At 40.8% G+C, this 11,961-nt stretch carries 13 protein-coding genes; 4 read left to right on the top strand and 9 right to left on the bottom strand.

What is annotated here, in order from left to right:
- The first annotated feature begins 206 nt into the window (after positions 1-206).
- Positions 207-452 (top strand): DUF2626 domain-containing protein, encoded by a 246-nt coding sequence (locus tag C509_RS0105595; protein ID WP_018705936.1) that lies wholly within the window; start codon positions 207-209, stop codon positions 450-452.
- 46 nt (positions 453-498) lie between these two features.
- On the opposite strand, the gene C509_RS0105590 is transcribed toward C509_RS0105595, so the two are convergent.
- Positions 499-1,122 carry an MBL fold metallo-hydrolase gene (locus tag C509_RS0105590; RefSeq protein WP_018705935.1) on the bottom strand — a complete coding sequence of 208 codons (624 nt, stop codon included), beginning with the start codon at positions 1,120-1,122 and terminating at the stop codon, positions 499-501.
- A 242-nt stretch (positions 1,123-1,364) separates the two neighbouring features.
- Between C509_RS0105590 and C509_RS25420 the strand changes: the two genes are divergently transcribed.
- A complete protein-coding gene (locus C509_RS25420; protein ID WP_083934533.1) occupies positions 1,365-1,532 on the top strand; it encodes a DUF2759 domain-containing protein in 168 nt (55 codons plus the stop codon).
- A 96-nt stretch (positions 1,533-1,628) separates the two neighbouring features.
- On the opposite strand, the gene C509_RS0105580 is transcribed toward C509_RS25420, so the two are convergent.
- The 6 genes from C509_RS0105580 to rpmG all read right to left on the bottom strand — a co-directional run bounded on the left by C509_RS0105580 (position 1,629) and on the right by rpmG (position 7,294).
- Positions 1,629-3,518, bottom strand: a complete 1,890-nt coding sequence (locus C509_RS0105580; RefSeq protein WP_018705933.1) for an LTA synthase family protein — start codon at positions 3,516-3,518, stop codon at positions 1,629-1,631.
- 653 nt (positions 3,519-4,171) lie between these two features.
- On the bottom strand, positions 4,172-4,393 hold the full coding sequence (locus C509_RS0105575; protein ID WP_018705932.1) for a YqgQ family protein: 222 nt from the start codon (positions 4,391-4,393) through the stop codon (positions 4,172-4,174).
- A gap of 15 nt (positions 4,394-4,408) precedes the next feature.
- A complete protein-coding gene (locus tag C509_RS0105570) occupies positions 4,409-5,923 on the bottom strand; it encodes a rhomboid family intramembrane serine protease (protein ID WP_018705931.1) in 1,515 nt (504 codons plus the stop codon).
- A gap of 194 nt (positions 5,924-6,117) precedes the next feature.
- Positions 6,118-6,300 carry a hypothetical protein gene (locus tag C509_RS0105565; protein WP_018705930.1) on the bottom strand — a complete coding sequence of 61 codons (183 nt, stop codon included), beginning with the start codon at positions 6,298-6,300 and terminating at the stop codon, positions 6,118-6,120.
- A 48-nt stretch (positions 6,301-6,348) separates the two neighbouring features.
- Positions 6,349-6,927: a 5-formyltetrahydrofolate cyclo-ligase gene (locus tag C509_RS0105560; protein ID WP_245542433.1), complete on the bottom strand. Its 579-nt coding sequence runs from the start codon at positions 6,925-6,927 to the stop codon at positions 6,349-6,351.
- A 217-nt stretch (positions 6,928-7,144) separates the two neighbouring features.
- Positions 7,145-7,294, bottom strand: coding sequence for a 50S ribosomal protein L33 (gene rpmG, locus C509_RS0105555; RefSeq protein WP_018705928.1), 150 nt, complete (start codon positions 7,292-7,294; stop codon positions 7,145-7,147).
- A gap of 216 nt (positions 7,295-7,510) precedes the next feature.
- On the opposite strand from rpmG, the gene C509_RS0105550 reads away from it, so the two are divergent.
- Positions 7,511-7,897 (top strand): hypothetical protein, encoded by a 387-nt coding sequence (locus tag C509_RS0105550; protein ID WP_018705927.1) that lies wholly within the window; start codon positions 7,511-7,513, stop codon positions 7,895-7,897.
- Complete coding sequence (locus tag C509_RS23425) at positions 7,897-8,352, top strand: endolytic transglycosylase MltG (protein ID WP_018705926.1); 456 nt, start codon at positions 7,897-7,899, stop codon at positions 8,350-8,352. Before C509_RS0105550 ends, C509_RS23425 begins: the two co-directional genes overlap by 1 nt.
- An 89-nt stretch (positions 8,353-8,441) precedes the next feature.
- On the opposite strand, the gene C509_RS0105540 is transcribed toward C509_RS23425, so the two are convergent.
- Positions 8,442-10,556: a peptidoglycan D,D-transpeptidase FtsI family protein gene (locus C509_RS0105540; RefSeq protein ID WP_018705925.1), complete on the bottom strand. Its 2,115-nt coding sequence runs from the start codon at positions 10,554-10,556 to the stop codon at positions 8,442-8,444.
- A gap of 67 nt (positions 10,557-10,623) precedes the next feature.
- A complete protein-coding gene (locus C509_RS0105535; protein WP_018705924.1) occupies positions 10,624-11,838 on the bottom strand; it encodes an MFS transporter in 1,215 nt (404 codons plus the stop codon).
- Between the last annotated feature and the right edge of the window lie 123 nt (positions 11,839-11,961).

Genomic DNA, 11,961 nt, shown 5'->3' with positions numbered 1-11,961 from the left:
TATATTCTGTATTCGACATAGTCAGCCATTTTCCTTCTAAAAATAAAAGATATTTAAAATGAGAAAGAAATGGGTAGGATATAAAATGACCGTTCGTTTTATCACGCATTCGACACAATCGGAGCCGCGAATATATTTACATTTTTGCTGCTTTTCCTTTATAATAAGAAATTGATGGAATACATGCTGCAAAGGAGGGATTCTTTATGGATCGCATGTACAGAGTATTAGGTTTTTGGACTGGAATATTTACTGTTATGTTTTACCTTGGTGGAATGGATAAAACCGCTTTACTCTTTCTTGGCCAAACAGGATTCTTTATTTTGCTTGGCTACTTGAACCTGACAGAACGAATGTATATGTATGTGTTTGGCGCATACCTGACTGTATTCTTTGCTGGTTTTACATACTATACCCTATTCATCATGCCGCCAGGCGGAGGACTGTCATAAGAACAAAGAAAAGCTTCCGGAAAAATCCGGGAGCTTTCTTTATTTTTTACAAATAAGGATTGCTTGTTCTCTCGTTCTCAATAGTAGTTGAGAGCCCGTGGCCAGGAAGGACGATAGTATGGTCAGGCAAATTCAGCAGTTTGGTGTGGATGCTGTCAATCAAAGTCGCGTGATCCCCGCCTAATAAATCTGTTCTTCCTATTCCCCCGTTAAAAAGCGCATCCCCTGAAAACACAGTATCTATATCTTTTAAATAGTAAGAAATACTTCCGGGTGAATGTCCAGGGGTCTCCAGTATTTGCATCGTGAATGCCCCTATTGATAAAGTGCCTTCCTCCTGAATGAAATGATCAGCAGGCTTTCCTGCAATCGGCTGCATGGGATGGCGAGCGGAACCGTTCAATGAAGGGTCCAACAGCCATTCCTTTTCATTTTCATGTATGTATACAGGGATATTCCAGTGGTCACGCACCTCATCCACTGCCCCAATGTGATCAAAATGTGCATGGGTGAGGCATATTGCCAAAGGTTTCAGTCCTTCCTGCTCTATATATTGAATCAAACCTTCACCATTGGCACCCGGGTCGATGACGATACACTGTTTCTCTTCATCAAAAAGCAGGTAGCAATTTGTTTGCAACGGTCCGAGGGGGAGTTGTTTCCACTTCATTTTGCATACTCCTTTCATTTTTCGTTTCTATTTCAAGTTTACCATTAACTTAAGGAAGTGAGCTAAGGAAATACATTTGATTAAAATAGTCGAATAGGGTTAACCTATATTATAAGTCAAAGAAGTGTCACTTTTGAAACTCGACAAATGTGCAAAAAAACTATAAAATATGGGAGAGCCGTATCTTTTCATACATAGTCTTATTTAATTCCTTATTACTTATCGGAAGGAGATTTTCATAAATGGGAACAGCTATCATATTTGGCTTAGTAGCAATTCTTGGTATTTTCGCCTTAATTGGCGCATTGAAAAACAGAAACGTTTTAGGATTGATTTTTTCGTTTGGAACTGTAGCAGTATTCGGTTTCTTCACGATCATGACTTTTATCAAATCAGGTTTTCCGGAATAACCCTTCAAAAAAAAAGCAGAAACCATGCGGGTTTCTGCTTTTTTTATTCTACATGACAAAACAAAGCTCCCATCAGAATGGGAGCTTTTGCAATTGCTATTCTATATTCTCGCTTCTATAATCGGGTGATTCATAAAATCTCAATAAATCACCATAAATGATTTTATCCGAGTATCCGAGCTCCAATCTTGCCTTTTCTTTATCCTGTTCACAGAATGAAGCATCAGTTGGTTCCTCGGTCTCCTTTGAATAGCATGTATTGTCGGCGTACACATAATCTTTTGTAACAAAGCGCCCGTCACGTAAAACTGCAAAATCACGGTGATTTTTTGAAAACAGATCTTCACCGAATTGAATGGCCTTTTTCGTATCCACTCCGAGCAAGTGTAATATCGTGGGCTTGAGGTCAACTTGACCGCCTACCTTTGATATCACTTTCCCTTTCCCTTGATCGGTCACACCCGGGATATGGACAATCAACGGTACTTGTTGCAGCTGTGCACTAACAAAAGGAGTCACTTCTTTTCCTAGATATTGTGCCATCGCTTCGTTATGATTCTCCGAAATCCCATAATGATCTCCATACATGACGATGATGGAGTTGTCATACAATCCCTCATCCTTCAACTTTTGGATAAATTGTTTGACAGCTTCATCCATATACCTGACAGTCTGGAAATAACGATTCAATGTACCGCTTTTTGAATCATACTCATCAATAAACTTGTCTTCCTCATCTAACCTGAACGGATGGTGATTGGTCAATGTGATCATTTTTGTGTAGAAAGGTTCAGGCATCTCTTTCATCAGGTCCACTGACTGTTCAAAGAATGGTATGTCTTTCATTCCCCATCCAACCGAAATGTCAGGAGTTATATTGTAGTCAGACGCGGAATAAAAATGGTCGTACCCGATGGATTTGTACATAATATCCCGGTTCCAAAAACTTTTATTATTAGCATGCATAGCAGACGTATAGTACCCTCTGTCTCCTAAATTCTGTGCCAGAGAGTCCAGTTCGTTTCCTGAATGTGTAAAAAAAACGGCTCCGCGGCTTAACGGATATAAGGAATTTTCAACCAAAAACTCTGAGTCTGATGTTTTTCCTTGGCCGGTCTGATGATAAAATTGATCGAAGTAATAACTGTCATGAATAAATTCATTCAAAAACGGAGTTATCTCTTCGCCGTACACGTCGTTATTAATGACAAAATTTTGCATTGACTCAAGTGTGACAACAATCAAGTTCCTGTCTTCCGCAATTCCGAACATATCCTTATCCGGCTTGACATAATTGGCTCTTATATAATTGTCGATATCAACCAGTTCACTGCCGTCAGCCATTGCCCGCTGTGCGGATGATTTCGACTGGAGAAAAATATCATATAAATGATAATTGTATGTCCCGAGGTTTTTAACAAGCATTTCCCTGTCAAATGTCCTCGTAAGCAACTGAGGGCGTTCAGTTTCTGCCAGTCCGATATTCAGAAAAAGCAGAGCTGCTGCAACCAGAAAATAAGCACGGCGTCTCACTTTCTTTATAGGTGTGAATTCCTTATATTTCCGCTTATATTTAATAAAGATAAACAGAAATACAAGATCTATGAAATAAACAATATCGTACCAATGTATTTCCGTTAATGCACTATCCCCCAAATCAGCAAAGTTGCTTGTTTGGAAAAGTACCGGCAATGTGATGAAATCGGTAAAAAATCGGTAAAACGCCACATTTGCATAAAGAATGAATCCCAATATAAAGCTCGTGATCATTACATAGCGATTTCTATTTTTCTCCGAATTAAAAAAGAGCGCGATTCCGAAAGCGAATAGCAAAAAACTCAAAGGATTAATGAACAGAATGAGTTCCTGCATGACATTTTCAATCTTAATGTTGAAGCTTGTTTTATAGACGACATATGTCTTGATCCAAAGCATGAAAGCCGCTAAAACCGGTAGAGAAATTTTTTCAATCTTGAATCTGTTCAATGCCCTACCTCCCGCTTGCTATATGGTGCTTATTTTGCCAATTTATTGAAAAACCATGATAGCGCTAAGCATTATCATAATATGTTTCTTCTAAAAAATCAACTTGAAGCCGCTTGTACGAAGCCCTCACACATAGAGTCAGCGTATGCTCTATTCTCTTATTTTAGACGTCTTAAACCTCAAAAAGTTTCGCATTTTTTCCAATTTGAGTGACAAATCTGTGAAGAGGAATAAAAGCGCAAACCATGTGTTTGGAGAAATATAGACTGAACAGAAACAAAACGCCATATCAGCATTGCAAAGCGTAAGACGATTCCCCAGAAAATGGCCCGGACGCAACAAGGAGTCTGCATTTGATCTCGAGGGACAAGATGTTGCAGCTAGACAGTGCGCCTTTAAAAGATGAATAAGGAAGCCCGTGAGTGTCTGCCTTTAGGGCTTAAAGCAAATAGGCACAGCAGAAAGGTGAAATTTCCCCTCAGATCTTGTCACGCTGGTTCAAAACCCCTCTTTCACTGCTCTAGCACATCCTGTGCGTATTCGTCTCCACGTATGCTTGTTGGTGCTTGTCTCCTCAGACTTCCTGTTCGCTTCAACTTAAAAAAGCATCATGTGAAGGTTTCATCGTTTCTGCCTAAAAAAAACGAAGGGAGTTAATGATTCCCTTCATTCTTGATTCGATCTTGCTGCGTTTGATTCTTTTCCTTTCTGAGAATAAGAACGGAATGTTGGAAATCCTCCTGTGAAATCAAATGTTCAGCGTATAACTCTCTGATTTCCGTTTCCATCATCTCCAGATCAGCCAACCTGTCACCAATATAAACAATAATGCCAAATTTTTTTAACAGTTGCTGCACATCGTAGACCGTATTCATCTCATCACCTTAGTACTATTTTTCTATTTTCTTCAAAAAGTCCCTGTATTTTTCCTGATTGGATAATTCTTCTGCCTTCAAAGCATGTTCTTGTGCTTTATCGATTTCCCCCTGATCAAAATAGATCAATGCCAAATTGAAATGTGCTTCATGAAAGTCCGGATCTAAAAAAACGGCCTTTTCCAAGTGCTTCCTGGCATCATTATATCTTTGAAGCTGGACTTCGGCGTATGCCAGTTGAAAATAGCTGACAGCATCTCCCTTGCCTTCGGATACAAATTGTGAAAGTGTATCATACGCCGCTTCAAAATCGCCATTTTCAATTTGCTCCTGCACCCTGGCATTCACGGCTTCAGGCCGATCATTGTGATAGCCCAAATTTAACATGAAATAAACCGCAGCCGCAGCCACAAGAAAGAAAATAGATTGTAAGCTCCATTTTCTTTTTCCAGGATAATGGACAATGCCTGTAGCAAGAAAGCCTCCAATCAGACCGCCTATATGGCCCGCATTATCAATACCCGGAACGGTAAAGCCGAAAATCAGGTTAATGATGATCACAACGATGACGTTCATTCCGATTGTCCTGAAAAAAAGCTTTGTGTTGATAACGCCCATATATAAGAGAGCTCCGAAACAGCCAAAAATGGCCCCGCTTGCCCCAGCGGACAGGTTATTCGTAAAGACGAAGCTAGCCACTGATCCTGCAAAGCCGGAGAATAAGTAAATCCATAAAAAACGAACCCTACCGAAAATCCTCTCAACGGCAGTTCCCAAGTAATACAGCGCCAGAGTATTCATCAAGAGGTGCAATAATCCAATATGTAAAAAAATCGGTGTAAAAAATCTCCACCATTCACCTGCCAATATAAGAGGATTATATTTCGCACCATACTGAATGAGGGTTTCCACATTCGTGCTGCCCCCGTTGATTTCCACAATGAAATACATTAAAATTTGCATTACTATGAACAGGTAGGTAAAAAAAGGCTTTCCGTGCTCAAAAAGCTCCCTTTCTTCCCTTTCCCTGCTTCTAACTTTTTGAATGGCAGATTGCTGTAATTCATATGTAAGATCTGCGTCATAAAAGCCACTCGCCTGGATTTGAAGAGGACTGCCAAAGATTTCATTGATTTGGCCAATAGATTCATCTAATGTCTCTTTCGCCATCAATAGAGTCTGGATGCGAGTTTTACCTGGTTCAGCGTTAAAGGGATCCTGAATGATAAATGTATAATCATCAACCGGGGTATGCTCTGACACATAAATATTCAGTACATTGAAATCCCTTTTCACCAGTTGTTTTCGGAGCCTTTCCGCCTTATCACCAGTTTGAAGTATATCCTGTTTCAATCGGTTGGCCCAGTCAATGTCCTCCGCCAAAATCCTGACAACATCTACTTTTTTATGACGGTCCGTCTCAAGCCAGATCTCTCTTTCTTCCCTATCGATGTGAACAAGCCTGTAATCCAGATCTATTATAAAATAATTGGCCAGTTTCCAGAATAAATACCGCTCACGTTCCGTCAAATTTTTTCTCCTTCCTCGCTTTTCTGCCGCATATCGTTTTATTGCTGTAATTCTACTATAGCGAAACGAAAAAGGGAATGTAAAGAAAACAAAGTATCCGGTAAAGAATGAAAAAAAGACCTGCCTTGTACTGAACCCCAAGAGTTAGAATTGGTTGGTCTAACTTTTGGGGTGCACATTACCTTGAGGTCTTTTCAGCTTCTGAACGCCTTGCTGATCAGGCGGGAGCGTACACCCGGGATACCCATGGCAGCTCTGACGCTCATCCTCCTGATCGAATCGTTACCCAGAATCATATTCAAAAGTTTATACCGCCACTTGTAAAGCATAATCATCGCTGCAAACGGCAGTACAACGGTTGAGATGAATTTTTTCATTATGCAACTCCTCCTTCCTGTTATTGTTCGAAAGTGAGGAGGCTTTATTCATTCTACTTCATTTCTTTTGCAGACAAGCAAACCTTTTTCAGTTACGATTTTATCTACAGGTCTGTCATGTTCTTCGACTGGCACAGTTTCGGTCAATTGCATGGAAAAAGCAAGTGAAACAATCTGCCCTTGAAAAACTTCAAGGAAACGGTCATAATATCCCCCGCCAAACCCGATACGATAGCCGTCCTTGCTGTAAACAAGCCCTGGAACGATCAAGAGGTCTATCTCATTTTTTGGCAATTCTTCCGTTTGAGACTCAATCGGTTCAAACAAACCAAAAAATGAGTTTTCCAATTGGGTAAATTCTGATATGTTTCGGAAGGACATCCCTTTCGTTGCTGGAATGCACCTTGGGACTACAATCCTTTTCCCCTGTTCCCAACCTTTGCGGATAAGCTGCCACGTATCAACCTCCGGAAATCGTGAAACTGTTAAACCGATCGTCGAGCTGCTTTTCCATTCATCTGTTTCAATTAGTAAACTTCCAATCATAAAAGAGAACTGTTCATAGGTCATCCGATCCAAAGCATGCAGCTTGGAGTTCATAGTCTTCCTCATAGATTTCTTGTCCAAGACACCACTCCTCATAAAAGGTGTAATTTCCTGTTTATCGAAATATAGACTGGCAGAAGCGAAACGCCTTGACCAGTGTCGAAAATACGTTTTTTTCTGATGAGACCAGTTAGTAATCGAACATGAAATTGAACTGAAGGCACAGCGTTGTACAGTTTTTTTCAAAATTAGAAAAAGCCAGTCCCACCGTCAGTTCAGTGTCCTGGCCCTTTTGTCATTATTTTGTTTCACGATGCAATGTAACCCTTTTTTCTCTTGGGCAATATTTTTTAAGCTCAAGGCGGTCAGCATTATTACGTTTGTTTTTTGTTGAAATATAATTGCGATCATTGCACTCAGTGCAAGCCAATGTAATATTTACACGCATGTCTGTCTATCCCTCCAAACTTCATGACATTCTTCACTATTCTTAGGACTTTTATATAATATCATTATTTTTGATGAATTGCCAGTCCGTATTTGTCAAAAATGTTGTGACCTGCTTGAATTTGTTCTAAGAAATACACGAAAACTTTCCAGAGAGCATAGCTGAAAATCTCCTTATATGATATAAAAGAATTGTATACTTAATTAGAGGTGAAACATGAATACGGCCATCATTATTTTATTATCAGCATCTTTGTTGCTTTTCATCATTTCCTTTTTTCAAAAAGATAAGACACGCGAGTTGGAAGAGGAAATGGAAGAATTATCCATGACTCTTTTACAGGACCACCATAACCTGAAAAAAAGAATAGCGCTGCTCGAGGAAGAGCTTCTTCTGGAAAAACAGATTGTCTACCCAACATCCAACGCAAATAAAATGGAAGAAGATAGGCCAGTCGTACATGAGGTCTTAAAAAACCAAGTGCTGGCATTGCATCAGCAAGGGATCGACTTGCAGAGAATCTCCAAGCAGTCCTCCCTTCCCCCTGAAACAGTCAGAAAGATTATCAAAACCGATACTTCCGCTGCCGGGAGGTTGATATGATGGACAGACGTGTTACCAGACAACTAGCTTCCGCCTTACTTGTGGTGGCAATCATTCTTATCGGCTTCAAAAGCCTTCAGCCCAAAAGCGAAGCTGCGGCACCTCCCAAGAAAGGATATATTGAGGTAAAGCAGTCCGATTACACGCATCTTGAGCAAGAAGTAGAGCAGTGGAAACAAAAATATCAAGACCTGAATAAAGAAAAAGCAACAAAGACAAGCAAACCATCTGTAAAAGTCATGCATCTGAATATAAACGGCGGCATGACATCAAAAGAAGTGAGCAGGCAAATGGAGAAGGCCGAAATCATTAAGGATGCAAATGAATTCAATGATTACTTGGCCAAGAAGAAAATGCAGCAATCCATTCAAATCGGCGATTATGAGCTGACTAGCGAAATGGGACTGGAGGAAATCGCTGAAACAATCACCGGAAATCTTCCAAAAAATGAATAAGGATACCTTACTTTAAGGTCATGTCCTGTAGAGACAAATTACTACTCCATAACACAAGTAAAGCAGGCTCCGATCGGAGCCTGCTTTTTTTATTCTTCCTCTTCTTCCTCTTCATTGTCTTCTTTCGATGAATCATCTTTCTTATTTTTCAAATCAAAATAAGCTTTTAATACCCTCTTACCAATATCGGAATTGATGGTATTTGGTGAACCACCTTTGACATAAGCAGAAGGTACAACGATGGAAATGGCCACCTCCGGGTTATCATACGGAGCAAAAGCTACAAGAGACAGGTTCCAGACGCCGGTCCCTCTATCCACGGTTTCTGCTGTCCCCGTTTTTCCAGCCGGACGGTACGGTTCACTGGCAAAGGCCCTTCCTGTTCCATTAGCTTCATGGAAGACCCCCCAGAAAGCTCCTCGTACCCTTTGAATCCAAGCATCTTGTGCATTAATCCTATTCAATACCTTTGGTTGGATTTCTTGGGAGAGCGGGCCCATTTCTTCTTTTTCGTTCGAAGGATCTCTGATTTCCTTCACGATGTGCGGCTCCATCCTGTAGCCGCCATTGGCAATGGTCGATACATATTGTGCAAGCTGAAGCGGTGTATAAGAATCATACTGACCGATAGCAAAGTCCAGGGCATTCCCCCCAACAGCCTGTTCAACTGAGCCGCGGAACCCGATTTGTTCTCCCGGCAGATCGATTCCGGTACGGATTCCAAGGCCAAACTGGCTAAAGTGTTCCCGCATTATCCGAAATACTTTTTCCTTATCGATGATCAATGACTGCCCTCTCCTGTATTGGCCGTCCCCGATGGCAATGGCTATTTTATACATGTACACGTTCGAGGAGCGGACCAGAGCGGTATGATCATTAATATAAATATATCCGCCTCTGTTAAAGTGGGAACTCTTCGGCTTAGAGCCTTTAATGACAATAGGTTCATCCAATAATACAGAATGGGGGGCAATAACCCCGGTCATATACCCTGTTAGTACGGATGCCCCCTTTACTGACGAACCTACAACATATGATGTGGTAAAGTTCCCAGAAGCGAAATCGCTGAACTTGTATCTTCCTTCATCCTCGTCATACGCATATTGCTTGCCGGACATCGCGAGTATTTCCCCTGTGTGCGGGTCCATCATGGTGACAAAGGCACGATCAAGAAGGCCCGTTCCGCCCCTCATTTTCGTTTTACGTAGCTCTTCCTCAATGATTTTATCTACTTCGCGTTGAAGTTCCATGTCAATTGTCAATACAAGATCTTTCCCGCGCTGCCCTTCATGGAGAACTTTTGATTCTATGATAGAACCTGAGCGGGTAATGTTTTTGATTTTTTCCTTTTGACCGCGAAGCACATCCTCATACTGAAGTTCGATATAGCTTTTCCCTACCCTGTCATTCCTGCTGTATCCCCGTGACATGTAATAATCCATTTTCTCACTGGGTAAGCCGTTGCTTACGTTGCCTAAGATCGACCTCAATGTATCTTTATAAGTATATTTACGTTCCCAGTCTGTCGTAGTATCAACACCCGGCAGCTCTGCAAGCCTCTCACTCACCTGGGCATATTCCTCAGTTGAAACATCTTCATTTTTGACAATCTGCTGAGTCAGCGCATATCCGCCTGTGAACTCACGGTAAATTGCCAGAACTTCCAAATCTTCTTTTGTGAGACTCGCAAGTTCTTCCTTCGTTACACGGTCCCGCTGAAGCTTATATATTTCATCATTCTTGTCTTTATATTTCTCAAGCTCAGCCTTGCTGACTTTTTTGGCAGCCTCATCCGGGTGGGTCATCAGCCAATAGTCAATCTTATCCCTTTCGGTGATTTTATCCGTGTCCTTATCTATAAGTTTTGCCAATTCCCGGGCTGTTTTAAGGGTTTCCTTTTGATCAAATTGATTCGGAACCGTATACGTTATAGCCTTTTTCGGCTCATTATCTACAATAAGCCTATGTTTCCTGTCAAAAATCTTACCTCTTGGCACTGATTTGTTGACGGTTATGTCTTCCGTCCTTTCAACTTCCCGTTTCGCATCTTCACCGTAAACAATCTGAATTACTCCAAGACGGAGAATCAACAGCGAAAATAACAAAAAGACAATAAAAAACAGCATGTTCATTCTGAAGGGAACATGGTTTTTCTTCTTCTTTTCCTTATTGTTATTCAATTTCTCCAGCCCTTTCTCCCTCATCCGTATCTTTTATTGTAAAAGAAAAAACGTTTTTTTTCTACAATGTTTGGAAAAAAGATGATGTAGTTTATGAAGAAAGGGTGACTTTCACTTTTTGAAGGAGCAAAGCGGCCAATCCATGTCCGGTACCAATGATAAGCAATAGAATCGGGATGCTTTTTTGATTGTCAAAAAACAAGATAGCAGCCATAAAGGACAATATGGAAACGATCCTGCCCGAATTTAAAAACAACTCCTTAACAACGATATACTCAATCCTCATTTCAGCTGCCTTCCAACTTTTACCGATGACATCATATGTCATGGAAAAGTATGGAACGAGCATTATTGGATAAGCGATCGCTATGGCAGCCCCATAGATAAGCAGACGCGGATACGTCATTTTAAAAATGATCAAGAAAATGGACAAGTACAGCAGTATACCGCCTAAGAGCATCGCTTTCTTTCTTTTTTCACTTTTAATCAATCGTCCTGCAAGCCCATAGGCAACAAAAGAGATTCCAGAATTGATCAGCCCAAACGTACCCAAAGCAAGCTCGCTTCCCGTGGAAATGAAAACAAATACAGATATGATGAAAATGAACGTCCCGTCTCTAAATCCCTGTAAAAAATGTGCATTCGTGATATATTTCCAGTTTTGATTGTTTTTCCTTTCCCTAAAAACTCTTTTGAAACAGTAAACCCCCTTTGCGGGTCTTCTTTTAATGAAGAAACTAATGATGACCGCAAGAGCAAACAATGCCAAGGAGATAGCGAATATAATTGTATATCCAATGTTAGAGACAAACCTGGTAATGAGGAAACCGGCTGATATAGGGCCGATCACCCCACCGGCTGATGTGAGTGTTCCAAGAAAACCGTTAAAGAAATCACGTGTTTCTGGTTCTGTAATTTCAAATGTGAGCACATTGAATGCAAGCCAATAAAAACCGTAGCCTATTCCGAGCAGACTCCCTAAAACAATCAAATGTGCCTGTGCTTTTTCCCCCAAGAATAGGACAACCAAAAAAAAGAGCGCCAAAAATGCCACGCCAATCCGCAGCACAATCACCCTGTCAATTTTTTTCGCCCATCTTCCGGCCAATATAAATGTTAATGGCTGAAAAAAAACAATAGCTAAATTGTAAAGGGCCAGATCCATGAATTTTCCTGACTGCTTCCACAGATAGATATTTACGAACGTGTTGGACAAGGCAATGCTTAACGAATAAAGACCACCGATAAGAAGCAGCAACCCAAGGTCTTTCGGGACTTCAACTTTTCCTAACAGTTTTTTTACCATGACAGAACTCCTTTACACCAACTATTTTTTGTGAAAGGAAATGTTTTATACTAGGAAAAGCGGAAACGCCTGATCATCGACGTACTGACTGGAGTCCCTTCGACGAGATATAGGAAACACGTG

Source organism: Siminovitchia fordii DSM 16014 = CIP 108821, assembly GCF_000374565.1.
GTDB lineage: Bacteria > Bacillota > Bacilli > Bacillales > Bacillaceae_C > Siminovitchia > Siminovitchia fordii.
Note: the sequence above shows the minus strand (reverse complement) of the source record. Positions and strands in the feature narration are given on the sequence as shown.

Excerpts from the sequence above, each read along its gene's own strand:
- C509_RS0105550 (WP_018705927.1), top strand. The coding sequence starts at position 7,511 with ATGAATACGGCCATCATTATTTTATTATCAGCATCTTTGTTGCTTTTC.
- C509_RS25420 (WP_083934533.1), top strand. The coding sequence starts at position 1,365 with ATGGGAACAGCTATCATATTTGGCTTAGTAGCAATTCTTGGTATTTTC.
- C509_RS0105540 (WP_018705925.1), bottom strand. The coding sequence starts at position 10,556 with ATGAGGGAGAAAGGGCTGGAGAAATTGAATAACAATAAGGAAAAGAAG.
- C509_RS0105535 (WP_018705924.1), bottom strand. The coding sequence starts at position 11,838 with ATGGTAAAAAAACTGTTAGGAAAAGTTGAAGTCCCGAAAGACCTTGGG.
- C509_RS23425 (WP_018705926.1), top strand. The coding sequence starts at position 7,897 with ATGGACAGACGTGTTACCAGACAACTAGCTTCCGCCTTACTTGTGGTG.
- C509_RS0105575 (WP_018705932.1), bottom strand. The coding sequence starts at position 4,393 with ATGAATACGGTCTACGATGTGCAGCAACTGTTAAAAAAATTTGGCATT.
- C509_RS0105590 (WP_018705935.1), bottom strand. The coding sequence starts at position 1,122 with ATGAAGTGGAAACAACTCCCCCTCGGACCGTTGCAAACAAATTGCTAC.
- C509_RS0105595 (WP_018705936.1), top strand. The coding sequence starts at position 207 with ATGGATCGCATGTACAGAGTATTAGGTTTTTGGACTGGAATATTTACT.
- C509_RS0105565 (WP_018705930.1), bottom strand. The coding sequence starts at position 6,300 with ATGAAAAAATTCATCTCAACCGTTGTACTGCCGTTTGCAGCGATGATT.
- rpmG (WP_018705928.1), bottom strand. The coding sequence starts at position 7,294 with ATGCGTGTAAATATTACATTGGCTTGCACTGAGTGCAATGATCGCAAT.